General features: G+C 64.2%; 23 protein-coding genes. 21 read left to right on the top strand and 2 right to left on the bottom strand.

Annotated features, from left to right (window positions below; all coding sequences use genetic code 11):
• Position 1 precedes the first annotated feature (1 nt).
• The 5 genes from ACGYLI_RS00840 to mraY are packed head-to-tail and all read left to right on the top strand — an operon-like array spanning position 2 to position 6,206.
• A complete protein-coding gene (locus ACGYLI_RS00840; RefSeq protein ID WP_394416387.1) occupies positions 2-376 on the top strand; it encodes a cell division protein FtsL in 375 nt (124 codons plus the stop codon).
• On the top strand, positions 373-2,160 hold the full coding sequence (locus ACGYLI_RS00835; RefSeq protein WP_394416385.1) for a peptidoglycan D,D-transpeptidase FtsI family protein: 1,788 nt from the start codon (positions 373-375) through the stop codon (positions 2,158-2,160). The genes ACGYLI_RS00840 and ACGYLI_RS00835 overlap by 4 nt, the downstream gene beginning before the upstream one ends.
• A 12-nt stretch (positions 2,161-2,172) precedes the next feature.
• Positions 2,173-3,654, top strand: a complete 1,482-nt coding sequence (locus ACGYLI_RS00830; protein WP_394416383.1) for a UDP-N-acetylmuramoyl-L-alanyl-D-glutamate--2,6-diaminopimelate ligase — start codon at positions 2,173-2,175, stop codon at positions 3,652-3,654.
• A complete protein-coding gene (gene murF / locus ACGYLI_RS00825) occupies positions 3,651-5,084 on the top strand; it encodes a UDP-N-acetylmuramoyl-tripeptide--D-alanyl-D-alanine ligase (protein ID WP_394416381.1) in 1,434 nt (477 codons plus the stop codon). The genes ACGYLI_RS00830 and murF overlap by 4 nt, the downstream gene beginning before the upstream one ends.
• Positions 5,085-5,123: 39 nt before the next feature.
• Positions 5,124-6,206: a phospho-N-acetylmuramoyl-pentapeptide-transferase gene (gene mraY, locus ACGYLI_RS00820; RefSeq protein ID WP_394416379.1), complete on the top strand. Its 1,083-nt coding sequence runs from the start codon at positions 5,124-5,126 to the stop codon at positions 6,204-6,206.
• A gap of 4 nt (positions 6,207-6,210) precedes the next feature.
• Here the strand turns inward: mraY and ACGYLI_RS00815 are convergent, their stop codons facing one another.
• Positions 6,211-7,137: a glutaminase gene (locus ACGYLI_RS00815; protein ID WP_067261778.1), complete on the bottom strand. Its 927-nt coding sequence runs from the start codon at positions 7,135-7,137 to the stop codon at positions 6,211-6,213.
• Positions 7,138-7,211: 74 nt separating this feature from the next.
• Here ACGYLI_RS00815 and murD point away from each other — a divergent pair, with 74 nt between their 5' ends.
• Entirely contained in the window at positions 7,212-8,612 is a 1,401-nt protein-coding gene (gene murD / locus ACGYLI_RS00810) for a UDP-N-acetylmuramoyl-L-alanine--D-glutamate ligase (protein ID WP_394416376.1), read from the top strand.
• A gap of 8 nt (positions 8,613-8,620) precedes the next feature.
• Here the strand turns inward: murD and ACGYLI_RS00805 are convergent, their stop codons facing one another.
• Positions 8,621-9,796 (bottom strand): NAD(P)/FAD-dependent oxidoreductase, encoded by a 1,176-nt coding sequence (locus ACGYLI_RS00805; protein ID WP_394416374.1) that lies wholly within the window; start codon positions 9,794-9,796, stop codon positions 8,621-8,623.
• A gap of 111 nt (positions 9,797-9,907) precedes the next feature.
• Between ACGYLI_RS00805 and ACGYLI_RS00800 the strand changes: the two genes are divergently transcribed.
• The 15 genes from ACGYLI_RS00800 to recN all read left to right on the top strand — a co-directional run bounded on the left by ACGYLI_RS00800 (position 9,908) and on the right by recN (position 25,076).
• Entirely contained in the window at positions 9,908-10,435 is a 528-nt protein-coding gene (locus tag ACGYLI_RS00800; RefSeq protein WP_394416371.1) for a peroxiredoxin-like family protein, read from the top strand.
• 172 nt (positions 10,436-10,607) lie between these two features.
• A complete protein-coding gene (gene ftsW, locus ACGYLI_RS00795; RefSeq protein WP_067261784.1) occupies positions 10,608-11,774 on the top strand; it encodes a putative lipid II flippase FtsW in 1,167 nt (388 codons plus the stop codon).
• Entirely contained in the window at positions 11,774-12,898 is a 1,125-nt protein-coding gene (locus ACGYLI_RS00790) for a UDP-N-acetylglucosamine--N-acetylmuramyl-(pentapeptide) pyrophosphoryl-undecaprenol N-acetylglucosamine transferase (protein WP_394416369.1), read from the top strand. The genes ftsW and ACGYLI_RS00790 overlap by 1 nt, the downstream gene beginning before the upstream one ends.
• Positions 12,895-14,313, top strand: coding sequence for a UDP-N-acetylmuramate--L-alanine ligase (gene murC, locus ACGYLI_RS00785; protein WP_271693379.1), 1,419 nt, complete (start codon positions 12,895-12,897; stop codon positions 14,311-14,313). The genes ACGYLI_RS00790 and murC overlap by 4 nt, the downstream gene beginning before the upstream one ends.
• On the top strand, positions 14,310-14,561 hold the full coding sequence (locus ACGYLI_RS00780; protein ID WP_271693380.1) for a DUF2484 family protein: 252 nt from the start codon (positions 14,310-14,312) through the stop codon (positions 14,559-14,561). The genes murC and ACGYLI_RS00780 overlap by 4 nt, the downstream gene beginning before the upstream one ends.
• Positions 14,558-14,824: a DUF2484 family protein gene (locus ACGYLI_RS00775; protein ID WP_322327988.1), complete on the top strand. Its 267-nt coding sequence runs from the start codon at positions 14,558-14,560 to the stop codon at positions 14,822-14,824. The genes ACGYLI_RS00780 and ACGYLI_RS00775 overlap by 4 nt, the downstream gene beginning before the upstream one ends.
• On the top strand, positions 14,821-15,120 hold the full coding sequence (locus ACGYLI_RS00770) for a hypothetical protein (protein WP_394416367.1): 300 nt from the start codon (positions 14,821-14,823) through the stop codon (positions 15,118-15,120). Before ACGYLI_RS00775 ends, ACGYLI_RS00770 begins: the two co-directional genes overlap by 4 nt.
• Before the next feature lie 39 nt (positions 15,121-15,159).
• Complete coding sequence (murB, locus tag ACGYLI_RS00765; RefSeq protein ID WP_394416364.1) at positions 15,160-16,107, top strand: UDP-N-acetylmuramate dehydrogenase; 948 nt, start codon at positions 15,160-15,162, stop codon at positions 16,105-16,107.
• A gap of 85 nt (positions 16,108-16,192) precedes the next feature.
• On the top strand, positions 16,193-17,116 hold the full coding sequence (locus ACGYLI_RS00760; RefSeq protein WP_394416362.1) for a D-alanine--D-alanine ligase: 924 nt from the start codon (positions 16,193-16,195) through the stop codon (positions 17,114-17,116).
• On the top strand, positions 17,104-17,985 hold the full coding sequence (locus tag ACGYLI_RS00755; RefSeq protein ID WP_394416360.1) for a cell division protein FtsQ/DivIB: 882 nt from the start codon (positions 17,104-17,106) through the stop codon (positions 17,983-17,985). The genes ACGYLI_RS00760 and ACGYLI_RS00755 overlap by 13 nt, the downstream gene beginning before the upstream one ends.
• 30 nt (positions 17,986-18,015) lie before the next feature.
• A complete protein-coding gene (gene ftsA, locus ACGYLI_RS00750) occupies positions 18,016-19,350 on the top strand; it encodes a cell division protein FtsA (protein ID WP_067263257.1) in 1,335 nt (444 codons plus the stop codon).
• A gap of 173 nt (positions 19,351-19,523) precedes the next feature.
• Positions 19,524-21,134 (top strand): cell division protein FtsZ, encoded by a 1,611-nt coding sequence (ftsZ, locus tag ACGYLI_RS00745; RefSeq protein ID WP_067263259.1) that lies wholly within the window; start codon positions 19,524-19,526, stop codon positions 21,132-21,134.
• Positions 21,135-21,341: 207 nt separating this feature from the next.
• On the top strand, positions 21,342-22,265 hold the full coding sequence (gene lpxC, locus ACGYLI_RS00740) for a UDP-3-O-acyl-N-acetylglucosamine deacetylase (protein ID WP_271687716.1): 924 nt from the start codon (positions 21,342-21,344) through the stop codon (positions 22,263-22,265).
• 241 nt (positions 22,266-22,506) lie between these two features.
• Positions 22,507-23,373: an outer membrane protein assembly factor BamD gene (locus ACGYLI_RS00735; protein ID WP_067263264.1), complete on the top strand. Its 867-nt coding sequence runs from the start codon at positions 22,507-22,509 to the stop codon at positions 23,371-23,373.
• Between the two features lie 32 nt (positions 23,374-23,405).
• Positions 23,406-25,076, top strand: a complete 1,671-nt coding sequence (gene recN, locus ACGYLI_RS00730; RefSeq protein ID WP_394416357.1) for a DNA repair protein RecN — start codon at positions 23,406-23,408, stop codon at positions 25,074-25,076.
• Positions 25,077-25,135: the final 59 nt, after the last annotated feature.

Here is a 25,135-nt window from a genome sequence, read left to right as displayed (position 1 = left end):
GATGCGCACGGTGATGTATATCCTCACCACCATTGCCGTGGTTGGATTGGCCTTCTGGGCCTACCGCGAGAATTACGCGACCCAGCAGGCGCTGAGCGACGCCGACAGGCTGCATGCCAATATCCGCGCGGCCCACGCCCGTCTGGCCGTGCTGCGTGCCGAATGGGCCTTTCAGAACCGCCCGGACCGGCTGCGCGATCTGGCGGATCTGAACTTTGACCGTCTGGGCCTGCTGCCGCTGCATCCCGGCCAGTTCGGTCAAGTAGATCAAGTCGCCTATCCGCCCCAGCCCATGCTGCCGATCACCGATCCTGTGGATGTCTCGACGATGAATTACGAGGCGCTGAACGGTTTTTCCGAGGAGAAGGTTGAATGATCCGCACCCCGCTGCGCCCGCTGGCCCGCATCCTCGAGGCCCGCGAGAAGGGGGAAAACCCCGATGCGATCGAACGTGAGAACAAGCGCATCCGCCACGAGCAGATGCGCGACAAGGCGCGGATGCGCGCTGAGGGGCGGCTTCTTGTGCTGGGGGTCTGTTTCCTTTGTGCCTTCACCGTGATTGGCGGACGCATGGGGCTGCTGGCGATGTCGGAACCGTCCGAGCCGCGCGGCCATGCGCCGGGGGCCGTAATCTCGGCCTCGCGCGCGGATATTACGGACCGGAACGGCAACCTTCTGGCCACCAATTTCGAGACCCACGCGCTCTATGCGCAGCCGCGCCACATGATCGACCCGGAGATGGCCGCCAAAAAGCTAGTCAAAATCTTTCCCGATCTGAAAGAAGATCGCCTGATCAAAGATTTCACAGGCAAGCGCAAGTTCCTGTGGATAAAGAAGAAAATCAGCCCCGAACAGATGCAGGCCGTGCATGATATCGGCGATCCGGGGCTATTGTTCGCGCCGCGCGACATGCGTCTTTACCCCAACGGCTCGCTTGCAGCACATGTGCTGGGTGGGGCGAGCTATGGCAAGGAAGGCGTCCATGCCGCCGAGGTAATCGGCGTGGCAGGGGCCGAGAAGTATTTCGACGACTATCTGCGCGACCCGGCCAATGGCAACAAACCTCTAGAACTGTCGCTCGACCTCACCGTGCAGGCCGCGGCGGAGCGGGTGCTTTATGGCGGCATGAAGCTGATGAACGCCAAAGGGGCCACCAGCATTCTGATGGATGTGCACACGGGCGAGGTGATCTCGGTCGCCTCGCTGCCGGATTTCGATCCCAACAACCGGCCCCGGCCCTTGACCCAAGGCGATGCCTCCGACAGCCCGCTGTTCAACCGCGCGGTGCAGGGGGTCTATGAACTGGGCTCCACCTTCAAGATTTTCGCCGCTGCACAGGCGGTGGAACTTGGGCTGTTCAACGCCGACACGATCATCGACACCTCCGGCCCGATGAAGGTTGGCGGTTTCCGCATCGGTGAATTCCGCAACAAGAACTACGGCAAGCTGAGCGTTGCCGACATCATCGTGCATTCCTCGAACCGGGGCACGGGCCGGATGGCGCTGGAAATCGGTATCGAACGGCAGCAGGAGTTCCTCAAAAGCCTCGGTTTCTTTGAGCCGACCCCCTTCGAGATCGTCGAAGCCTCGGGCGGCAAGCCGCTGTTGCCAAGCCGCTGGACCGAATTGTCGAGCGTGACGATCTCCTACGGTCACGGGTTGTCGAGCACGCCGATGCACCTTGCCGCAGGCTATGCGGCCATCGCCAATGGCGGGCGGGCGGTGAAGCCTACGCTGCTGAAACAAACTACCCCCCAACTCGGCCCCCGCGTCATGTCCGAAGAGACCGCCGCGCAGGCGCGGATGATGCTGCGCAAGGTGGTGACCGATGGCACGGCCAGCTTCGCCGAGGTGCCGGGCTATCAAATCGCGGGCAAGACAGGCACCGCCGACAAGCCCAAGCCCACGGGCGGCTATTACGACGACAAGGTGATCAACACTTTCGCCAGCATCTTCCCGATCAACGATCCGAAATATGTGCTGATCGTCACGCTGGACGAACCGGTTGAGACTTCGGGCCCGAAACCGCGCCGCACGGCGGGGTGGACCGCCGTGCCCGTGGCCGCCGAGATGGTGCGCCGCATCGCGCCTCTGCTGGGGCTGCGCCCCGCTGTTGAACCGGTGAACGACGCTGTGCTAACGCTGACCAGCAGCAACTGAAAAGACATCTCTATGACCGACCGGGCCGTACCCCTTTCCTCTCTCGGGCTGACCGCGCGGGCGGGGGCCAACCCCATGATCACCGGCATCGCGGTCGACAGCCGTGAGGTGCGCGAGGGCACGCTCTTTGCGGCTCTGGCCGGCAGCCGTGTGCATGGGGCAGAGTTCATTCAATACGCCCTGCACATGGGCGCGGCGGCGGTGCTGACCGATGCGGCGGGCGCCAAACTCGCCGCCGAGGAATTGGCGGGCTCGGATGCCGCGCTGGTGGTCTCCGACCTCCCGCGGGAGGCGCTGGCGCGCACGGCGGCGCTCTGGTTCGGTGGCCAGCCCGCCACGATGATCGCGGTCACGGGCACCAATGGGAAAACTTCCGTCTCGACCTTCGTGCGTCAGATTTGGGTTGAAATGGGATTGCCTGCCGTAAACCTCGGCACCACCGGGGTAGAGGGCGCATGGGCCGCCCCCTTGGCCCATACCACGCCTGAGCCGATCACCCTGCACCGCACGCTGGCCGAGGCGGCGGCGAATGGGATCACCCATGCCGCGATGGAAGCGTCCAGCCATGGGCTCGACCAGCGGCGGCTGGATGGGGTGACGCTCAAGGCGGCGGGCTTTACCAACTTCACCCAAGACCATCTGGACTATCACGAGACATTCGAGGCCTATTTCGCCGCCAAAGCCGCGCTTTTCGCCCGTGTCCTGCCCGAAGATGGCACGGCGGTGGTCAATATCGACGATGAAAAAGGCGTCGATATCGCCGCCATCGCCCGTGCGCGGGGCTGTGAGGTGATCACCGTGGGCCGCGACGGGGGCGATCTGCATCTGCAAGGCCAGCGGTTCGATGCCACGGGCCAAGACCTGCGCTTTAGCTGGCGCGGCAAGACCTATCAAAAGCGGCTCAATCTGATCGGCGGTTTTCAGGGCGACAATGTATTGCTGGCCGCAGGGCTGGTCATTGCCTGTGGCGCCGACCCGCAAGAGGTCTTCGACACGCTGCCGCATCTCACCACCGTGCGGGGCCGGATGCAGCTTGCCGCCACCCGCGACAATGGCGCGGCGGTTTTCGTCGATTACGCCCATACGCCCGATGCGGTGGCCACCGCACTCGCCGCTATGCGCCCGCATGTCATGGGCCGGCTTGTCGCCATCGTCGGCGCGGGCGGTGATAGGGACCGGGCCAAGCGCCCCTTGATGGGGCAGGCGGCGGCGCAACATGCGGATATGGTCATCGTCACCGACGACAACCCGCGCAGCGAAGACCCCGCGAGCATCCGTGCCGCCGTGCTGGGCGGCGCACCCGACGCGATGGAAGTCGGCGACCGCGCCGAAGCCATCCTGCGCGGGGTGGACGCGCTAGAGCCGGGCGACGCGCTGCTCATCGCGGGCAAGGGGCATGAGACCGGGCAGACCGTGGGCGACGACGTGCTGCCTTTCGACGATGTGGAACAGGCCAGCGTGGCCGTGGCGGCACTGGACGGGAGATTGGCATGAGCCTTTGGACAGCGAGCGAAGCGGCGGAGGCCACGGGCGGGGAGGCGCAGGGCGATTGGGCTTGCAACGGTGTCTCCATCGACACACGGACCTTGCAGGCCGGCGATCTCTTTGTCGCACTCAAGGCCGCGCGGGACGGGCATGAATTTGTGGCCCAAGCGCTCGACAAAGGGGCCGCTGCCGCGCTCGTGACCCATATCCCCGAAGGCGTGGCCACGGACGCGCCGCTGCTGATCGTTGAGGATGTGCAGCAGGCGCTCGAAGCGCTTGGCCGGGCAGGGCGCGCCCGCCTCGGCCCGCAGGCCAAGGTGGCGGCGGTGACCGGCAGCGTCGGCAAGACCTCGACCAAGGAGATGCTGCTGGCGATCTTTGGCGATCAAGGCCGGGCCCATGCCAGCGTCGACAGCTATAACAACCACTGGGGCGTGCCGCTGACCTTAGCACGGATGCCGCGCGATACCGATTACGCGGTCATCGAGATCGGCATGAACCACCCCGGAGAGATTGCCCCCCTCGCCAAACAGGCGCGGCCCGATGCGGCGATGGTGACCAATGTCGCCGCCGTCCACCTCGAAGCCTTCAAGGATGTCGCCGCCATCGCGGTGGAAAAGGCCAGCATCTTCGACGGGATGGTGCCGGGCGGCGTGGCGGTGATCAACGCCGATCATGACCACAGCGATATCGTCTTGACCAAAGCGGTGGAGCGCGGCCTGCGCGAGACGACCTTTGGTCAGGCGGGCCATCACTACAAGCTGTGCGAGGTCAAGGTGCAAGGCGATGCCACCGTGGCCCAAGCCGAGGTCGAAGGCGCGCCGCTGATCTTCAAGATCGCCACGCCGGGGCGGCATTTCGCGATGAACGCCCTCGGTGCGCTGGCAGTGGCCGAGGCGCTTGGCGCGGATCGGGCGCTGGCCGTGCAATCGCTGGGCCGCTGGTCGCCCTATGCCGGGCGCGGGGTGCGCGAACGTATTTTGCTGGATACTGTCGATACCCATTTGGCGCTGGAGCTGATCGACGACAGCTATAACGCCAACCCGACCTCCATGGCCGCAGCACTTGAAGTGCTGGCGGCCTCAGAAGTGACACATGACATTGGGCGCGTCAGCAAGGGGCGGCGGATTGCATTTGTCGGTGACATGAAAGAACTCGGTCCCGAGGCCGTGGCGCTGCACGCCGGTCTCGCCGATCTCGAAGCCACCCGCGCGCTTGACGTGGTGCATTGCGTCGGCCCGTTGATGAAAGCCTTTTACGACAATCTGCCCGAACATCAGCGCGGCGATTGGACGGAAACCGCCGAAGAGATGTTGCAAGGACTCCGCGCAAGGCTCGATTCCGGCGATGTCGTGCTGATCAAAGGGTCGCTTTCGATGAAGCTGGGCGGTATTGTTGACGCCATCCGCAAAATGGGCCATCCGGTCCCGACCGCCTGATCGGCGATTCACCCCACATGATGAGTTAGGACGCGATATATGCTCTATTGGTTGACGCTGCTGTCGGATGGCGGCGATTTTTTTAACCTGTTTCGCTATATCACCTTCCGCGCGGGCGGGGCGTTTCTGACGGCATTGGTGTTCGGCTTTATCTTCGGCAAACCGCTGATTGAAGTGCTGCGCAAGCGGCAGGGCAAGGGCCAGCCGATCCGCGATGACGGCCCCGAGGGGCATTTCGCCAAGGCGGGCACGCCCACCATGGGCGGGCTGCTGATCGTGGGGGCCTTGTTGACCTCGACCCTGCTTTGGGCGCGGCTCGACAATCCCTTTGTCTGGCTGGTGCTTTTCGTCACCATGAGTTTTGCCGCCATCGGCTATGCCGACGACCATGCCAAGGTGAGTAAGCAGAACACCGACGGCGTGCCGGGTAAGGTGCGGCTTTTGCTGGGCTTTCTGATTGCGGGCATCGCGGGCTACTGGGCCGCGCAATACCATCCGGCTGAGTTGCAGTACCAGCTTGCGCTGCCGGTGTTCAAAGACACGCTGATCAACCTCGGGGTGCTCTTCGTGCCCTTCGCCATCATCGTGATCGTCGGCTCCGCCAATGCGGTAAACCTGACCGACGGGCTGGATGGTCTGGCCATCATGCCGGTGATGATCGCCGCAGGCGCGCTCGGCGTCATCGCCTATGCCGTGGGCCGGGTCGACTTCACCGACTATCTCGACGTGCACTATGTGCCGGGGACGGGCGAAATCCTGATCTTCACCGCCGGTCTCTTCGGCGGAGGGCTTGGGTTCCTGTGGTACAACGCGCCGCCCGCCGCCGTCTTCATGGGCGATACCGGGTCGCTGGCGCTTGGTGGGGCCTTGGGTGCCATTGCTGTGGCGACGAAACACGAGTTGGTGCTGGCGGTCGTCGGCGGGCTCTTCGTGGTCGAGGCGCTATCGGTGATCGTGCAGGTGCTCTACTTCAAGCGCACCGGCAAGCGCGTCTTTCTGATGGCGCCGATCCACCACCATTACGAGAAAAAGGGCTGGGCTGAGCCGCAGATCGTGATCCGCTTCTGGATCATCTCACTGATCCTCGCCCTGCTGGGTCTGGCGACGCTGAAGGTGCGCTAAGCGCCTAGAAAATCGACCAGTCCATGTGACGCGCCAAAAGGGCCAGCGCTTCGGTGCCCTTTTGGCTGTTGCCATAGCGGTTCAGCCCCGGCGACCAGACCGCGATGCTGGCCCGCCCCGGCACGATGGCGAGGATGCCGCCACCGACACCCGACTTCCCCGGCAGGCCCACCCGATAGGCGAAATCCCCTGAGCCATCGTAATGCCCGCAGGTCAGCATCAGCGCGTTGAGCCGTCGGATGCGGCTGGGGGCCACCAAGCGCGGCACGTCCGGCGCTTCGATCAAGAAACGGCCCGCCATGGCAAGCTGTTCCACCGTCATCTCCATCGCGCAATGGTGGAAATAGGTGCCGAGCGTGCGTTCCGGCGCGTTGATGAGGTTCCCGTAGCTCGCCAGAAAATGTGCCAGTGCAAAATTGCGGTGGCCAAAATCGGTCTCTGACGCGGCGACGGTGTCATTGATGTGGATGTCGTCGGTCCCCGCCGCTTCGCGCACGAAACGCAGGATCTCGGCCAGCGCCTCGCGCGGCTCGCGGTTGCCCAAGACTTCATCCGTGGTGACAATCGCACCCGCGTTGATGAAGGGATTGCGCGGGCGGCCCTGTTCCTGCTCCAACTGCACGATGGAGTTGAAGGCCCGGCCCGAAGGCTCCCGCCCCACGCGGTGCCACAGTTGGTCGCCCGATCGGCCAAGCGCGATGGCCAGCGTAAAGACCTTGGTGATGGACTGGACCGAAAAGGGCACCTGCGTATCGCCCGCCACATGACATTTGCCATCCGCCGTCACCACGGCGATGCCGAACTGTGCCGGGTCCACCTTGGCCAGTTGCGGGATATAGGCCGCCACGTCACCCCAGTGGTCATCCTCGCGCATCATGGCATTGAGGCGCGGCAACACATCGTCAAGGTCAGGTTTGGCGGGGCTGGACATCTTCGGCGGCCTCTGGCTTGTGATGGGCGCATCATGCCCCCATTCTGGGGTCAACGGGTAGCAGGGGATTGCAGATGATTCCAGTACAGGGCTTGGAAGGCGCACGCGTGGCGGTGCTGGGATTGGGCCGCTCGGGCCTGAGTGCGGCGCGCGCGTTGCAAGCGGGCGGGGCCAAGGTCAGCTGCTGGGACGACAACCCCGCCGCACGGGCGCGGGCCGAGCGGGAAGGCTTCGCCTGTGTTGATCTGAACGCCCCCGGTGCCTTGGACAAGATCGCCCGGCTGATCGTCAGCCCCGGCATCCCGCATCTCTACCCCGCGCCGAACCCGGTGGTGGCATCGGCGCTTTCCGCAGGGGTGCCGGTGGACAATGACATCGGCCTCTTTTTCCAAAGCTTCGCCACGCTGGCATGGGATCACTACGACGTGGCCCCGCGGGTGGTGGCGGTGACCGGGTCGAATGGGAAATCGACGACTTCGGCGCTCATTCACCACATCCTTGAGCATGTCGGGCGGCCTTGCCAATTGGCGGGCAACATCGGGCGCGGAGTGCTGGACCTCGATCCCGCCGTGGACGGGGAGGTCGTGGTGCTGGAGCTTAGCAGCTACCAGACCGAACTGGCGCGCGCGCTGACGCCGGATGTAGCGGTTTTCACCAATCTCAGCCCCGACCATCTGGACCGCCATGCGGGGATGGGGGGCTACTATGCCGCGAAGCGTCGCCTCTTTGCCGAGGGCGGGCCGGACCGCGCGGTGATCGGCGTGGATGAGGCCGAGGGCCGCTTCCTTGCCGGGCAACTCAGCGAGGGGCCAAGCGACGACCGTGTGATCCGCATCAGCGCCGAGAGCAAGCTCACCGGCCCCGGCTGGCATGTCTTTGCCCGCAAAGGGTTCTTGAGCGAATATCGGCGCGGCAAACAGGTCGGCGCGATCGACCTGCGCGGCATTCAAGGGCTGCCGGGCGCGCATAACCACCAGAACGCCTGCGCCGCCTATGCCGCCTGCCGCGCGCTCGGCCTTGCCCCGCGGGTGATCGAGGCGGCGTTCCACAGTTTCGGTGGCCTTCCGCACCGCAGCCAGACCGTGGCCGAGGCGCATGGCGTCCGCTACGTCAATGACAGCAAGGCCACCAATGTCGACAGTGCGGCCAAGGCGCTGGCGGCGTTCAAGAACATCCGCTGGATCTGCGGCGGGCTTGAGAAAGAAGGCGGCCTGAAAGGGCTGGCAGAGGCGCAAGGATCGGTCCGCAAAGCCTATGTGATCGGGCGCGAAGCGGCGCATTTCGCCATGCAACTCACGGCAGAGACCGAAGTCTGCGGCACGATGGAACAGGCCGTGGCGCGGGCGGCGGGAGAGGCGGAGGAGGGCGATGTCGTCCTGCTGGCCCCGGCGGCGGCGAGTTTCGATCAATACGACAGTTTCGAGCGCCGCGGTGAGGATTTCGTGGCGCAGGTGCAGAAGGTGCTGGCGGAGTAGGGCGGCGCCTAGCCCGCAATCGCCCGCGCGGCGGCCATGCCCGAAGACCACGCCCACTGAAAGTTATAGCCGCCGAGCCAACCGGTCACATCCACGGCCTCGCCGATGAAATAGAGCCCCGGCACCCCTTTCGCCGCCATGGTCTTGGAGGATAGCTCGTCGGTATCGACCCCGCCCAGAGTGACCTCTGCTGTGCGATACCCTTCGGTCCCGCCGGGGTGAAGCTGCCAGTTCTCGATGCCTGTGATGAATGCGGAAAGCCGCGCGTCGGACCAATCTGCCAGATTGCCCGACAGGTCGAACGCCTGCCCCAGATGCTCCACCAGCCGCGCGGGCAGATGTTGGGCGAGCACGGTGGTAAAGTTCCGCCGCCCCGCGCGTTGCCGCTGGTCGCGGAGCGCGTCCAAGAGGGTGCCTTCGGGGGCAAGGTTCACCGTGATCGCCTCGCCTTCGCGCCAGTAGGAGGACGCCTGCAAGACGGCGGGGCCAGAGAGGCCGCGATGGGTGAAGAGCAGTGCTTCGTCAAACGCGGCTTCTCCGGCAGTGATACGCGCCGGGGTGGCCACACCGGCCAGCGGCGCGAAGCGGCCTTCGGCAAAGGTAAAGGGCACCAGCCCGGCCCGCGTATCGGTGACGCTCAGCCCAAATTGGCGCGCGATGTCATAGGCGATACCGGTCGCGCCCATCTTGGGGATCGACTTGCCCCCGGTGGCGATCACGAGGTTTCGGGCGGTGACTTTCACCGACTTATCAGGTGTTTGCAGGTCGAAGCTGAACTGCCCATCGACCTTCGCGAAATTGCTGGCACTGCTCTTCAGTTGCAGATCGACCCCGGCCTGCTGCATCAACCCGCGCAACATGGCGATGATCTCTTTCGCGCTGGTGTCGCAGAAAAGCTGGCCGAGGGTTTTCTCATGCCAAGCGATGCCGTGACGGTCGACCAGTTCGATGAAATCCCACTGTGTGTAGCGGGCCAAAGCGGATTTGGCGAAATGCGGGTTCTGGCTGAGAAAGGCCTGCGGTTCGCAATACATATTGGTGAAGTTGCAGCGCCCGCCACCCGAGATGCGAATCTTCTCGCCCGGGGCTTTGGCATGGTCCACCACCAGCACCCGCCCGCCCGCATGGGCGGCGCACATCATGCCCGCGGCACCGGCTCCGATAATGGCTGTATCGACTTGCATGGGCGCGCTCTGCCTCAATGTGCCGCCCCGGTCAAGAAGACGTGAGACCGGTTGCCGCTTTGCCAAGGCGCCATAGCTGGGGTGCAACGCAACTGACGAAAGGAGCAGAAAATGACCAAACTAACCGCAGAACAGGATTTTCCGAAGATGGACGTGGCCAAACTCGGCGGCGGCACGCTGACCTTGGGCCAGCCACAAGAGGGGCGCGATTGGGAATTGGTGGTGGTTTACCGCGGCCTGCACTGCCCGATTTGCAAAAAGTATCTCGCGCAATTGGAAAAGCTGCAAAGCCAGTTCCATGAGATCGGCGTCGATGTGATCGCCGTCTCCGGCGACCCCGAGGAGAAGGCCAAGGCCATGGCCGAAGAAGACAGCCTGACCCTGCCCATCGGCTATGACCTCAGCCTCGACCAGATGGCGGAACTGGGGCTCTACATCTCTGACCCGCGCAGCCCGCAGGAGACCGATCGGCCCTTCGCCGAACCTGCGACCTTCGTCATCAACGACGAAGGCAAGGTGCAGATCATCGACATTTCCAACGCGCCCTTCGCGCGGCCCGAGTTGGAAGGTCTGCTGAACGGCCTCAAATTCGTCCGCGACAAGGGCTACCCGGTGCGCGGCACCCATAAGGCCGCCTGATCGCGCGCGTTGAAGGGGCGAGTTGATCGCCCGGCAGCGGGGCTTGGCAAAGCCCCGCTGACCCCGCCCGCCTTAGCGGGGTGAAATGCACTAGCTTCATATGACAATTCGGGCTATTCTGCCCGGATGAGACCCCGCAAAGGGGCCGTTGAGGCAGTTAAGGCAGATACCCATGACAGAGATGGTCTATGGCGCGGTCCCGGTGCGGGATGGTGAACCGATCCTTCCAAAATGGTGGCGTACGGTCGACCGTTGGGCTTTGTCCTGCGTGTTGATCCTCTTTGCCGTCGGCATGCTTTTGGGGCTGGCCGCATCCCCGCCCTTGGCCGCGAAAAACGGCTTTGATGCTTTCCACTATGTGCAGCGGCAGGCGTTCTTCGGCGGATTGGCGCTGATCGCGATGTTGCTGACCTCGATGATGTCCCCGGTGCTGGTGCGGCGTCTGGCCGTGCTGGGCTTCGTGGTCGCCTTCGTGGCGCTGGCGCTGTTGCCTTTTTTCGGCACCGATTTCGGCAAGGGGGCGACGCGCTGGTATTCGCTGGGCTTTGCTTCGTTCCAGCCTTCCGAATTCCTGAAACCCGGTTTCATGGTCGCCGCCGCATGGATGATGGCCGCCGCGACCGAGATCAACGGACCTCCGGGCAAATCGTGGTCCTTCGCGCTTTGTATCTCCATCGTGCTGATGCTGGCGATGCAGCCCGACTTTGGGCAGGCCTGTCTCGTGCTGTTCGGCTGGGGCGTGATGTATTTCGTCGCCGGCGCGCCGATGGTGCTGCTGGTCGGCATGGCGGGGCTGGTGGTTCTGGCAGGCACCTTCGCCTATTCCAATTCCGAGCACTTCGCGCGGCGGATCGACGGCTTTCTCAGCGTCGATGTCGACCCGACCACCCAGCTTGGCTATGCCACAAACGCCATCCGCGAGGGCGGGCTTTTCGGCGTCGGCGTGGGCGAGGGCGAGGTGAAATGGTCGCTGCCTGACGCGCATACCGACTTCATCATCGCCGTCGCCGCCGAGGAATACGGCCTCATCATGGTCGTCTGCATTATCGCCCTATATACTGTCGTGGTCGTCCGGTCGCTGCTGCGTCTGGTGCGCGAGCGTGACCCCTTCATCCGGCTGGCCGGAACCGGGCTGGCCTGCACATTCGGAGTACAGGCAATGATCAACATGGGTGTGGCAGTGCGGCTTTTGCCAGCCAAGGGCATGACCCTGCCTTTCGTGAGCTACGGCGGCTCTTCGGTGATCGCCAGCGGCATCGCCGTGGGCATGCTGTTGGCCTTTACCCGGACCCGCCCGCAGGGTGAGATCAGCGATATTCTGGGCCGGGGCCGCCGCTGATGGCCGCCCCACTGTTGATCATCGCCGCCGGGGGGACCGGTGGGCATATGTTTCCTGCGCAGGCTTTGGCCGAGGTGATGTTGAAGCGCGGCTGGCGGGTGAAGCTCAGCACCGATGCGCGCGGCGCGCGCTATACCGGCGGCTTTCCCGAAGCGGTCGAGATCAGCCAGATCAGCAGCGCCACATTTGCCCGGGGCGGGGTGGTGGCCAAGGCCCTGGTGCCCTTCCGCATCGCCGCCGGTGTGGTCCGCTCGGGCCTCAACATGCTGCGCGACCGGCCTTCGGTCGTGGTGGGCTTTGGCGGCTATCCGTCGATCCCCGCGCTTGGTGCTGCTTGGGCGCTGCGCATGCCGCGGATGATCCATGAGCAAAACGGCATTCTGGGCCGCGTGAATGAGATTTTTGCCAAGCGGGTTCACGCTGTCGCCTGCGGCATCTGGCCCACGAAACTGCCCGAGGGCGTGCAGGGCTGGCATGTGGGCAATCCCGTGCGCGCCGCCGTGCTTGACCGTGCCGGTTCGGCCTATATCCCGCCGGGTGACTACCCGATGGAGGTTTTGGTCATGGGCGGCAGCCAAGGCGCGCGCATCCTTTCGGACGTGGTGCCCCCGGCGCTTGCGGCCCTGCCGATGAACATGATCCGCAACATCCGCGTCAGCCATCAGGCCCGCGACGAAGACGGCCAGCGGGTGGCGGACTATTACGCCGAATCCGGCATCAGCGCCGATGTGCGGCCCTTCTTTGACGATGTGCCCCGCCGCATGTCCGAGGCGCAGCTGGTGATCAGCCGCTCCGGTGCCTCCAGCGTGGCCGACCTATCGGTGATCGGGCGTCCGTCGATCCTGATCCCCTTTGCCGCCGCGGCGGGGGATCACCAAAGCGCCAATGCCCGCGGCTTGGTTGAGGCCGGGGCCGCGATCATGGTGCCCGAACGCAAAGCCAATCCAGATATCATGACCGACCAGATCCTCGCCGTGCTTGAGATGCCCGAAGGGGCGATGCAGATGGCGCGCGCCGCGCTTTCGGTCGGCAAACCCGACGCGGCCGAGACATTGGCCGATATGGTTGAGCAGCTTGCCGCCCAAGGCACGCTCACCCCCGCAGAAGAGGAACACCCGCAATGAACGCCGCCGCCACCAAACTGCCGACCGATGTCGGCCCGATCCATTTCGTCGGCATCGGCGGCATCGGCATGTCCGGCATCGCCGAAGTGCTTTTGAACCACGGCTACAAGGTGCAGGGCTCGGACCTCAAAACCACCAAAATCACCGTGCGGCTGGCCGAATTGGGCGGGCGCATCTTCGAGGGGCAGGCGGCTGAGAATATCGAAGGCGCGGCGGTGGTCGTGATCTCTTCGGCGATCAAGCCGGGCAATGCTGAGTTAGACGAGGCGCGCCGCCGTGGCTTGCCGGTCGTCCGCCGGGCCGAGATGCTGGCCGAGCTTATGCGGCTTAAGTCCAACATCGCCGTGGCGGGAACGCATGGCAAGACAACGACCACCACGCTGGTCGCAGAACTGCTGGTTGCGGGCGGCATTGACCCCACCGTTGTCAACGGCGGCATCATCCACGCTTACGGCTCCAACGCGCGGATGGGGCAGGGCGACTGGATGGTGGTCGAGGCGGATGAAAGCGATGGCAGCTTTAACCGCTTGCCCGCCACCATCGCTATCGTGACCAACATCGACCCCGAGCATATGGAGCATTGGGGCGACTTCGACACGCTGCGGCAAGGATTTTTGAACTTCGTCTCGAACATCCCCTTCTACGGGCTGGCGGTCTGTTGCACCGATCACCCGGAAGTGCAGTCACTGGTTGGCAAACTCACCGACCGGCGCGTGATGACCTATGGGTTCAACGCGCAGGCCGATGTGCGCGCGGTGGGGCTGCACTACAAAGACGGCGTCGCGCATTTTGACGTGCATCTTCAGTCCGAAGATATGGTCATCGAAAACTGCGCCCTGCCGATGCCCGGCGATCACAACGTATCAAACGCGCTGGCGGCGGTGACCGTGGCGCGGCACCTTGGAATGAAGCTTGAGCAAATCCGCGACGCTTTGGGCAGCTTTGGCGGGGTGAACCGCCGCTTTACCCGCGTGGGCGAGGTGGACGGCGTGACCATCATCGACGACTACGGCCACCACCCGGTTGAGATTGCCGCCGTGCTGAAAGCCGCGCGGCAGGCCAGCGCGGGCCGCGTGATCGCCGTGCACCAGCCGCATCGCTATTCCCGCCTGTCGCATCACTTTGACGAGTTCTGCGCCTGTTTCAACGATGCCGATGTCGTGGGCATTGCCGATGTCTATGCCGCGGGCGAAGAGCCGATCCCCGGTGCCGACCGCGACGGGCTGGTCGCGGGGTTGATCCAGCATGGCCATCGCCATGCCTATGCGGTCGAGGATGCCGAGGCGCTGACGCAATTGGTCCTGCGCGAGGCGCGCCCGGGCGATATGGTGGTCTGCCTTGGGGCGGGCACGATCAGTGGCTGGGCCAATGACCTGCCCGAGGCGCTGCGCGCGGCCAAGGGGGCGGCTGCGTGACCCTCGTCTGGCTGTCGATCCTCTGGGTCTTCGCCGCCGTGACTGTGGCCATGCTGCCGCTGCGTTCTCAATACCTGCCGGGGGTGGTTCTGCTGATTGCCGCGCCCCTGCTGATCATCGCCATCGGTGTGACCCAGTCTTGGGCCTATGCGCTTTTGGCGCTGCTGGCGTTCCTGTCGATGTTCCGCAACCCGCTGCGCTATCTCTTGGCGCGGCTGCGGGGCCAAAAGCCGGAGCTGCCGAAATGAGCCTCTCTCTCGTCCTTGCCTGTTTCTGGTTCGTGATCGCGAACATCCTTGCCATGACGCCCAGCAAGGATTCCCATTGGCGCAGCGCCTATCTGCTGATCGCCGTGGGCATACCGATCGTTGGTTTCGTCACCGCGCAGCACGGCCCGTGGCTGGGCCTATTGGTGCTGGCGGGGGGCTGTTCGGTGCTGCGCTGGCCCGTGGTCTATTTCGTGCGCTGGCTGCGCCGCGGGGCAGGCCGGGTCAAAGGCCCGGCGGAATGACCCTGACGCCGACCCTTGTGGCGCTGCTGTCGGTCTTTGCGGTCTGGATGATCGCCTGTATTTGGACCGGTTTTCGCGCCCGCGTGCTGTGGTTCTTTCTCGTGCTGGCGACAGGCTTTGCGCTCAATGCCACATGGATGGTTTTCGGGCTGGATGCGCGGGTGTTCGAGCCGCATGCGCTTTTGGCGCAGCTTTCCGTCCTATTCTATGCGGTGGGCGGTTTCGGTCTGGGCTGGCTTGCGGGGCGGTTGGCGAAACGCTGGCGCGAGAGCCGCGTCGATCCGCCGTATTCTTGATGGTTTGCCCTGCCGTGCAAATGCGCTAAGTCCGGCGCCATGATTAAGCTGAATATCCCCGACCTGCGCGGCAGGCTGACCCCAAATCGCGCCCTGAGCGACCTGACATGGCTCCGCGTCGGCGGCCCTGCGGATTACCTGTTCCAACCCGCCGATGTGGAGGACCTGTGCCTTTTCATGCGGCGATTGCCGCAAGGGGTGACGGTTTTCCCCATGGGCGTGGGCAGCAACCTCATCGTGCGCGATGGCGGGCTGCGGGCGGTGGTGATCCGGCTGGGCCGCGGTTTCAACGGGATTGAGATCGACGGCGATCAGGTGACGGCGGGGGCGGCGGCACTCGATGCCCATGTGGCGCGCAAGGCAGCGGATGCGGGGCTGGATCTGACCTTTCTGCGCACCATCCCCGGCAGCATCGGCGGCGCGTTGCGCATGAATGCAGGCTGTTACGGCAGCTACACGGCGGATCACTTCGTTTCGGCCCGGGCCGTGACCCGCGCGGGCGAGGTGGTGACCCTTACGGCAGATGACCTCAACTTCCGCTACCGGCAGAGCGATCTGTCCCCGGGCGCGGTGCTGATCGGGGCGACCTTTGCGCCGCCCAAAGGCGAGCCGGAGGAGCTGCACGCCCGGATGGAGCAGCAGCTTGCCAAACGGGATGAGAGCCAGCCCACGAAAGACCGCAGCGCCGGATCCACTTTCCGCAACCCGGCGGGCTTCTCTTCGACCGGGAAGGCGGATGATGTGCATGATCTGAAGGCGTGGAAAGTGATCGACGACGCCGGGATGCGCGGGGCCACCGTAGGCGGCGCGCAAATGAGCCCGAAACACTCCAACTTCCTGATCAACACCGGCGGCGCTACAGCCCATGATCTTGAGACATTGGGCGAAGAGGTGCTAAAAAAGGTTTACGCTTCAAGCGGTATAAGGCTAGAATGGGAAATTAAGCGCGTCGGTGAAAAATTGGGTGATCCGGCGCCGCAAAGCTAAGCCGCGGCGCAGCAGCTAAGCCACGGCAGAAGCAAAGAAAACAATGATAGGGGCCGCAAACGGTCCGAGGCGAAGAGGCACTTTGGTGGGTAAGTCGAGCGGACAGACCCCGACAGTGGCGGTATTGATGGGTGGCCCCTCGGCCGAGCGTGAGGTGTCCCTGTCCAGTGGGCGTGCATGCGCCGCTGCCTTGCGGGAACATGGTGGATATAACGTGATCGAGGTCGAAGCCGACCGCGATCTTCCAGCCGTTCTGGCCGATCTCAACCCCTATGCCGTTCTGAATTGTCTGCATGGCCGTTGGGGCGAAGATGGCTGTGTGCAGGGGCTGCTAGAGTGGCTCAAGCTGCCCTACACCCATTCCGGCGTGCTGGCCTCGGCGCTTGCGATGGACAAACAGCGCTCCAAGGATGTGTTCCGCCACGCGGGGCTGCCGGTGTTGGAAAGCGTCATCGCGCCCAAGGCCGATGTGATGGCCGCCCATGTCATGGCGCCGCCCTATGTAGTGAAGCCCAACAACGAAGGCTCTTCGGTTGGGGTCTACCTCGTGGCCGAGGAAAACAACGGCCCGCCGCAACTGTCCGAAGACATGCCCGCCGAGGTGATGGTCGAGACCTTCGCGCCGGGGCGTGAGCTGACCACCACCGTGATGGGCGACCGGGCGTTGGCGGTGACGGATATCATCACCACCGGCTGGTATGACTATCACGCGAAATACAAGCCCGGCGGCTCGCGCCACGTGGTGCCCGCCGATCTGCCGCAAGAGATTACCGATCTGTGCTTCGACTATGCCCGCCGCGCCCATGCGGCGCTTGGCTGCAAGGGCATCAGCCGCACCGATTTTCGCTGGGACGAGGCGCGCGGCCCCGAGGGGCTGATCCTGTTGGAGACCAACACCCAGCCCGGCATGACTGCCACTTCGCTCTCGCCCGAGCAGGCCGCCGCCTGCGGCATTTCATTCCCTGAGCTTTGCGCTTGGATGGTGGAGGACGCTACATGCGATCGCTGATCCGCCGCCGCCCGGAAACGGTCAAGGCCGATCCCGCCCCATCGCGGTGGTCATGGCGCATGCAGCGGTTGATGCTGACGCCGGGTTTCCGCTTTGCCCTGCGCGTGGGGCTGCCCTTCACGCTGAGCCTGCTGGCAGGCACGATCTATATGGCGGACGAGGAGCGGCGCGGCAACGTGGTGCAGGCCATCGCCGACGTGCGCGCCAGCATCGAAGAGCGGCCCGAGTTCATGGTCAAACTCATGGCCATCGACGGGGCGAGCGACATGCTCTCGTCCGAAATCCGCACCGCGCTGCCGCTGGAATTTCCGCTGTCCTCCTTCGATCTCGACCTGCCGCAGATCCGCGAGAAGATCACCGACATCGACGGGGTAAAACAGGCCAATGTGCGCATCCGCCCCGGCGGCGTGCTGCAAATCGACGTGACGCCGCGCGTGCCCGTAGCCGTATGGCGCAGTGAAACGGGGCTGGCGTTGGTGGACAATACCGGTGCCCATGTGGCACGGATCGAGGCGCGGCGCGATCATGCCAACCTGCCGCTGATCGCCGGGGCAGGGGCCGACAAAGCGGTGCCGGAGGCGCTCAGGCTGATCGGGGCCGCGAATGTCTTGGGCGACCGGCTGCGCGGCTTGGTCCGCGTCGGCCAGCGCCGCTGGGACGTGGTGCTGGACCGCGATCAAACGATCATGTTGCCCGAAGAAAACGCGCTGCAAGCGCTGGAACGGGTGATCGCGCTGGAAGGCGCACAGGAGGTTCTCACGCGGGACGTGGCGCGTGTGGACATGCGGTTGGCGGCAAGACCGACCCTTAGAATGAACGAAGATGCCACCCGCGAATGGTGGCACATCAGGCAGCTTTCCGGCCAGTAAGATGGCCATTGGAATCGGGACAGTAACGAAATGATGGACCTATACGACAGTCAGCGTTCGATGCGGCACATGCGCAAATTGGCGATCCAGCGTGGGGTGGTCGCCATTTTGGATGTGGGCAGCTCTAAGATCGCCTGTCTGGTGCTGCGCTTTGACGGTGCGGGGCTTGATAGCGACAGCGGCGACATCGGGTCCTTGGCCGGGCAATCTGGGTTCCGGGTCATCGGGGCGGCGACCACCCGCTCACGCGGGGTCCGTTTTGGTGAAATTTGCGCCATGGGCGAGACCGAGCGCGCGATCCGCACCGCGCTTCAGGCCGCACAGAAAATGGCTGGCATCCGCGTCGATCACGTCATCGCCTGTTTCTCGGGCGGGGAGCCGCGCAGCTATGGGCTCGACGCCTCGGTCGAGTTGGAGGGGCAATCGGTCTCGGAGCAAGACGTGGCGCGGGTGCTGGCGGGCTGCGACGTGCCGGAATATGGCGAGGGCCGCGAGGTGCTGCACGCCCAGCCGGTGAACTTCGCGCTGGATCACCGCAGCGGTCTGGCCGACCCGCGCGGCCAGTTGGGGAACAGCCTCTCGGTGGACATGCATATGCTGACCGTCGACGCAGATACGGTGCAGCATCTGGCCCATTGCATCAAACGCTGTGATCTGGAACTGGCCGGGATCGCCTCATCTTCCTATGCCTCGGGCATCTCGGCGCTGGTCGAGGATGAGCAGGAGCTCGGTGCCGCCTGTATCGACTTTGGCGGTGGCACCACCGGCCTGTCGATCTTTATCAAAAAACATATGATCTATGCCGATACGGTGCGGATGGGCGGGGATCACGTCACCTCCGACATCTCGATGGGTCTGCAAGTGCCGATGGCCAATGCCGAGCGGATCAAGACCTTCTACGGCGGGGTGCATGCCACCGGCATGGACGACCGCGACATGATCGAGATCGGCGGCGAGACCGGTGATTACGAACACGACCGTCGCACCGCCAGCCGGGCGGAGTTGATCGGCATCATGCGCCCCCGTGTCGAAGAGATCCTCGAAGAGGTCCGCGTTCGGCTGGATGCCGCCGGTTTCGACCACTTGCCAAGCCAACAGATTGTGCTTACCGGGGCGGGCAGTCAGATACCGGGCCTTGACGGGTTGGCCAGCAAGATCCTTGGCCAACAGGTCCGTCTGGGGCGTCCGCTGCGCGTGCATGGGCTGCCGCAGGCCGCGACCGGGCCGGGCTTCGCCTCTGCCGTGGGGCTGGCGCTTTTCGCGGCGCATCCGCAGGACGAATGGTGGGATTTCGACATTCCCGCCGATCGCTACCCGTCCCGCTCGCTCAAACGCGCGGTGAAATGGTTTAGAGACAACTGGTGACCCCAATATCGGGTGAGAAGCCCGAGATGAGGCGGAAACTGGCAAGTTTCTGCCCATATTTAGCGTCAAAACGATGTTTTTTAGGTGACGATGCGGCCCTAGCCCGGTAGGGTCGGGTAAATTTGGTCGAAAAACTCCCGCAGAACGCGGATAACTGGACAGGCGGACAGCACATGACACTCAACCTTTCAATGCCAGGACATGATGATCTGAAACCCCGTATCACCGTCTTCGGTGTTGGCGGGGCAGGCGGCAACGCGGTCAATAACATGATCGAAAAGCAACTTGACGGTGTTGATTTCGTCGTGGCCAACACCGACGCACAGGCGTTGCAGCAGGCGCAGGCCGAGAACCGCGTGCAACTGGGCATCAAAGTGACCGAAGGTCTGGGTGCGGGCGCGCGTGCCTCTGTGGGTGCTGCCGCTGCCGAAGAGAGCATTGAGCAGATCGTCGACCACCTTGCTGGCGCGCATATGTGCTTCATCACCGCTGGCATGGGCGGCGGCACCGGCACCGGGGCGGCTCCGATCATTGCGCAGGCCGCGCGTGAACTGGGCGTGCTGACCGTCGGCGTCGTGACCAAGCCCTTCCAATTCGAAGGCGCCAAGCGCATGCGTCAGGCCGAAGACGGTGTTGAGACGCTGCAAAAGGTCGTCGACACGCTGATCATCATTCCGAACCAGAACCTCTTCCGTCTGGCGAACGAAAAGACCACCTTCACCGAGGCCTTCTCGCTTGCCGATGACGTGCTGTACCAAGGTGTGAAGGGCGTGACCGACCTGATGGTCCGTCCGGGTCTCATCAACCTCGATTTCGCCGATGTCCGCGCCGTGATGGACGAGATGGGCAAGGCGATGATGGGAACAGGCGAGGCCGAGGGCGAAGATCGCGCCATCCAAGCCGCCGAAAAAGCCATCGCCAACCCGCTGCTGGACGAAATCAGCCTGCGCGGTGCCAAGGGCGTGCTCATCAACATCACCGGCGGTCAGGACCTTACCCTGTTCGAACTCGACGAAGCGGCCAACCGCATTCGCGAGGAAGTGGACCCCGAAGCGAACATCATCGTCGGCTCCACGCTGGACGAAAGCCTTGGTGGCCTGATGCGCGTCAGCGTTGTCGCCACCGGCATCGACGCCACCGATGTGAACACCGAAATCCCGGTCCCGCGCCGCTCCATGAGCCAGCCTTTGCGTCAGAACGTATCGGTTGACGATGTGGCGCAGGTTTCCGCCGCGCAGGCGCCGGTCGCTGCCTCCGTGGCCGCCGAAGCGCCGCAGGAAGTTGAGCAGGCCGCTCTGTTCCAAGACCTCCAGCCGACACAGCGCGAGCAGGATCAGTATGAGGACGAGAACGTTGTCGAAGACGACGACGGTCTGCCCGCACCGGCCTACCAGCCTGAGGTCGCCGCATTTGAGCCGCGTCAGGAAGAGAACATCGAAGCTGAACCCGAAGCCTTCGTCGCACCGCGCGCGCCGACCCCCGGCACACCGTCCCCCGAAGCGCTGGCCCGCCTGCGCGCCGCCGCTCAGAAGGCCGCGCCCGAGCAGCACCGTCAGGCCCAGCAGCAGCAGGGTGAGCAGGGCGACAAGGGCCGTTTCGGCATCAACTCCCTGATCAACCGGATGACCGGCCACGCCGAAGGCGAGGCGCAAGCCCGCCCCGCGCGTCAGCAACCGCCGGTGCAAACCCGCGCCTCTGCCGCCGCGCCGCAGCCGCAGGAAAACAACGATCCCGATCAAGAACGCATCGAAATCCCCGCGTTCCTGCGCCGTCAGGCCAACTGAACTGATCACGATAGATGACGAAAGGGCTGCCTTAGGGCGGCCCTTTTTCTTTTTAGAACAACGCCTTGCCCCCGGGTAAGCGTAGCCGTGCTCAAATGTTGCAGTGATGTTTCAGACCGTTGCAAAGATTGAGTTGAGCAAAACGAACCCGCCCCTTAATCCAGAGTTCAACACACAAGAAGATGTTCGAAGCTTGAGGATGACCCGGTGCAGACAACGATCAAATCAGCGGTAAGTTTTACTGGCACAGGCCTGCACTCCGGTCTGCCTGCGACGGTGACACTGCGCCCGGCGTCGGCCCATCACGGCATCTGGTTCTCGCGCAGCGATGTGGCGGTCGGTGACCGTCTGATCCCCGCCCGCTGGGACGCGGTGAACCGCTCGCCGCTCTGCACCAAGCTGGAAAACCCCACCGGCCTGTCGATCTCGACCGTCGAGCATCTGATGGCCGCCGTGGCGGGCTGTGGCATCCACAACCTTTTGATTGAGATCGACGGCCCCGAAGTGCCGATCCTCGATGGCTCCTCCGTGCCTTTCGTGCGCGGTATCATGCAGCGCGGTCTGCGCCAGCTTGCAGCCCCCGTGATGGCCTTCGAAGTGCTGAAAACCGTTACCGTGCAGGATGGCGACGCGGTTGCGACGATCTCGCCCGCCGATACGCTGCGCATCGACTTTGAGATCGACTTTGCCGATGCCGCCATCGGCCAGCAGCGCAAGTCGCTGGTGATGAACAACGGCTCTTTCGCGCGTGAACTCTGCGACAGCCGCACCTTCTGCCGTCAGGCGGATGTCGAGGCGATGCAGGCCAATGGTCTGGCGCTTGGTGGCGAAGCGGGTGAGAACGCGGTGGTTTTCGACGGCGATGCCGTCGTCAGCCCCGGCGGCCTGCGCCACGCGGATGAGCCTGTGCGCCACAAGATGCTCGACGCGCTCGGCGATCTGGCGTTGGCCGGGGCACCGCTTTTGGGCCATTACGAAGGCAAACGCGCGGGCCATTCGCTGACCAACACGCTGCTGCGCGCGCTCTTTGCGACACCGGATGCCGTGCGTCTGGTGGCCTGCGATGCGGCGCAAACGGCGCGGCTGCCCGGCTCCGGCCTGATCTGGGACGAAATCCCGCAGGTTGCCTGATCACGGGACAGGGGAACAGCACCGCGAAGCGCAGGGCGCTTAGGCGGCGAAGTGCCATTGAACGCCCTGCCAATGCCTTGTATTCACTAAGCCGAAGTGACAAGCCTGACCCAGCGATGCGCCACCGCGCAGCCGCCTGCGGACGGGGGCGGAATGGGCGTTTTGCAACGCAGTTTATTGTGCTAGTCACATGCGCAAGAGGGTCAAAGACCATGGGTTGGACGATGCAAGGGGTGCGGGCATGACGGTAGCGGGATCGCGCAAGCGGACGATCAGTGCGGTGCTTCTGGTCGCGACATTGGCAGCCTGCGGCGGTGGTGATGGACGCTCTGACGGGAACTTCTTCAACCCGCAGGAAATCCCGCTTGAAACCTATTCGGCTGAGCAGATTTTCGAGCGTGGCGAATATGAGCTGACCAACAACAACCCCGGCGAAGCGGCATTCTATTTCGCTGAGATCGAGCGGCTCTATCCCTATTCCGAATGGGCCAAACGCGCCCTGATCATGCAGGCTTTCGCCTATCACAAGGATCAGGACTATCCCAACAGCCGCTCCGCCGCGCAGCGCTTCATTGATTTCTATCCCGCCGATGACGACGCCGCCTATGCGCAGTACCTCTTGGCGCTGAGCTATTACGATCAGATCGACGAAGTGGGCCGCGACCAAGGGCTGACCTTCCAAGCGCTGCAATCCCTGCGCGCCGTGATCGAAGGCTACCCGGACAGCGAATATGCCCGCTCCGCGATCCTGAAATTCGATCTCGCCTTCGACCATCTGGCGGGCAAGGAGATGGAGATTGGTCGTTACTACCTGCGCCGCGATCACTATACCGCCGCGATCAATCGCTTCCGCGTCGTGGTCGAGGATTTCCAGACCACCACCCACACCGCCGAAGCGCTGCACCGTCTGGTCGAAGCCTATCTTTCGCTCGGCCTGAACCATGAGGCGCAGACGGCGGGGGCCATCCTTGGCCACAACTACCGGGGCTCCGAGTGGTATGAGGACAGCTACAAACTGCTGACCGGGCGCGGCCTTGAGCCTGCCTTCTACAAAGACAATTGGCTGGGTGCAGCCTATCGCCAGACCATCAAGGGCGAGTGGCTTTAAGGGGGGTGGGATCGCCCACCCGACGGTTCTAGATGCTGCGCGGACTTGATATTTCAGACATGCTGATCATCGACCGGCTGGAGCTTGGCTTCCAGCCGGGGCTGAACGTGCTGACCGGTGAGACGGGCGCGGGCAAGTCGATCCTATTGGATTCGCTCGGCTTCGTTCTGGGCTGGCGCGGGCGTGCCGATCTGGTGCGCCAAGGGGCAGAACAGGGTGAGGTGACCGCGTGGTTCGATCTGCCGCCCGGCCACCCGGCCCATGCGGTGCTGGAAGAGGCGGGATTGCCTGCCGGCGACGAATTGATCCTGCGCCGCATCAACACCTCCGACGGGCGCAAGACCGCTTGGGTCAATGACCGCCGCTGTTCGGGTGAGGTGCTGCGCCGCCTGTCCGAGACATTGGTGGAACTGCACGGCCAGCATGATGACCGCGGCCTGCTCAACCCGCGGGGACACCGTGCCATTTTGGACGACTACGCCGGGAATGCCCGGGCGATTGCCAAGCTGCGCGAGGCGTGGAACGCCCTCGGGGCCGCCCGCAAAGCCGCCGCCGCCGCTGCCGCCGAACGCGAGGCCATCGCCGCCGAGGAAGAGTTCCTGCGCCACGCCGTGGCCGAGTTGAACAAGCTCGACCCCGAAGCGGGGGAGGAGGCCACCCTCGACACCCGCCGCCGCCAGATGCAGGGGGCCGAGAAAATCCGCCGTGATGTGGTCAACGCTTATGAGTTGTTGGGCCAAGGCGGGGCAGAAACGGCCATGAGCGACGCGCTGCGCTGGCTCGACGGGGTGGCCGACAAGGCCGAAGGCGCGCTGGAGGGCCCGCTCGCCGCGCTCAGCCGCGCCATGGTGGAATTGGATGAGGCGATGTCCGGTGTGGCCGATGCGATCGACGGCATGTCGTTCGACCCCTATGAGTTGGAAGCCTGCGAAGAGCGGCTTTTTGCAATCCGCGGCCTTGCACGCAAACATGACGTGCAGCCCGATGAACTTGCCGGTTTCGCCGACACGCTGCGCGCCAAGCTCGACGCGCTCGATGCGGGCGAAGCGGCGCAGGAGGGGCTGGAGAAAGCCGTTCGCGATGCGCAGGCGCTTTACGACGAACGGGCCACCGCGCTGACCGAGAAGCGGCGCAAAGCCGCGGCCAAGCTCGACAAATCCGTGGCGGCAGAGCTTGCCCCGCTCAAGATGGAACGCGCAGTGTTCCAGACGCAATTGACCGAAGAACCCGCAGGCCCCGAGGGGCGCGATGCGGTCTCTTTCACCGTCGCCACGAACCCGGGCGCACCTGCCGGTCCCTTGGGCAAGATCGCCTCGGGCGGGGAACTCAGCCGGTTCCTCTTGGCGCTGAAGGTTTGCCTTACCCAGACGCAATCCGGCCTCACCCTGATCTTTGACGAGATCGACCGTGGGGTAGGGGGCGCCACCGCCGATGCCGTGGGCCGCCGCCTGAAGGCATTGGCCGCCGAGGGGCAGGTCTTGGTCGTCACCCATTCGCCGCAGGTCGCAGCCCTTGGCGCGCATCACTGGCGTGTGGCGAAATCGGTGACTAAGGGCATGACCACCTCCACCGTCACCCCCCTTGCCGCCGAAGAGCGGGTGGACGAGGTCGCCCGAATGCTCGCAGGCGATACCATCACCGATGCGGCCCGCGCGGCGGCGGAGGCACTGCTTAACGGGCAACAGGGCGCGACGACTTCTTAAATGGCGGTTTTACCCAAGGTCAGCTTGCCCTAGACAGAAAGGGTTCAACTGGTCTTAGT

The organism is Sulfitobacter sp. 1A13421 (genome assembly GCF_043557285.1).
Lineage (GTDB): Bacteria > Pseudomonadota > Alphaproteobacteria > Rhodobacterales > Rhodobacteraceae > Sulfitobacter > Sulfitobacter faviae.
This window is presented reverse-complemented; position numbering and strand designations above follow the sequence as displayed.

Bases quoted from the DNA above. Each gene is read 5' to 3' on its own strand.
- murF (WP_394416381.1), top strand. From the start codon at position 3,651: ATGAGCCTTTGGACAGCGAGCGAAGCGGCGGAGGCCACGGGCGGGGAG.
- murD (WP_394416376.1), top strand. From the start codon at position 7,212: ATGATTCCAGTACAGGGCTTGGAAGGCGCACGCGTGGCGGTGCTGGGA.
- mraY (WP_394416379.1), top strand. From the start codon at position 5,124: ATGCTCTATTGGTTGACGCTGCTGTCGGATGGCGGCGATTTTTTTAAC.
- recN (WP_394416357.1), top strand. From the start codon at position 23,406: ATGCTGCGCGGACTTGATATTTCAGACATGCTGATCATCGACCGGCTG.
- ACGYLI_RS00775 (WP_322327988.1), top strand. From the start codon at position 14,558: ATGAGCCTCTCTCTCGTCCTTGCCTGTTTCTGGTTCGTGATCGCGAAC.
- ACGYLI_RS00800 (WP_394416371.1), top strand. From the start codon at position 9,908: ATGACCAAACTAACCGCAGAACAGGATTTTCCGAAGATGGACGTGGCC.
- murB (WP_394416364.1), top strand. From the start codon at position 15,160: ATGATTAAGCTGAATATCCCCGACCTGCGCGGCAGGCTGACCCCAAAT.
- ACGYLI_RS00735 (WP_067263264.1), top strand. From the start codon at position 22,507: ATGACGGTAGCGGGATCGCGCAAGCGGACGATCAGTGCGGTGCTTCTG.
- ACGYLI_RS00755 (WP_394416360.1), top strand. From the start codon at position 17,104: ATGCGATCGCTGATCCGCCGCCGCCCGGAAACGGTCAAGGCCGATCCC.
- ACGYLI_RS00770 (WP_394416367.1), top strand. From the start codon at position 14,821: ATGACCCTGACGCCGACCCTTGTGGCGCTGCTGTCGGTCTTTGCGGTC.
- ACGYLI_RS00835 (WP_394416385.1), top strand. From the start codon at position 373: ATGATCCGCACCCCGCTGCGCCCGCTGGCCCGCATCCTCGAGGCCCGC.
- ftsW (WP_067261784.1), top strand. From the start codon at position 10,608: ATGACAGAGATGGTCTATGGCGCGGTCCCGGTGCGGGATGGTGAACCG.
- ACGYLI_RS00840 (WP_394416387.1), top strand. From the start codon at position 2: ATGCGCACGGTGATGTATATCCTCACCACCATTGCCGTGGTTGGATTG.
- ACGYLI_RS00815 (WP_067261778.1), bottom strand. From the start codon at position 7,137: ATGTCCAGCCCCGCCAAACCTGACCTTGACGATGTGTTGCCGCGCCTC.
- ACGYLI_RS00790 (WP_394416369.1), top strand. From the start codon at position 11,774: ATGGCCGCCCCACTGTTGATCATCGCCGCCGGGGGGACCGGTGGGCAT.
- murC (WP_271693379.1), top strand. From the start codon at position 12,895: ATGAACGCCGCCGCCACCAAACTGCCGACCGATGTCGGCCCGATCCAT.
- ftsA (WP_067263257.1), top strand. From the start codon at position 18,016: ATGATGGACCTATACGACAGTCAGCGTTCGATGCGGCACATGCGCAAA.
- ACGYLI_RS00830 (WP_394416383.1), top strand. From the start codon at position 2,173: ATGACCGACCGGGCCGTACCCCTTTCCTCTCTCGGGCTGACCGCGCGG.
- ACGYLI_RS00805 (WP_394416374.1), bottom strand. From the start codon at position 9,796: ATGCAAGTCGATACAGCCATTATCGGAGCCGGTGCCGCGGGCATGATG.
- ftsZ (WP_067263259.1), top strand. From the start codon at position 19,524: ATGACACTCAACCTTTCAATGCCAGGACATGATGATCTGAAACCCCGT.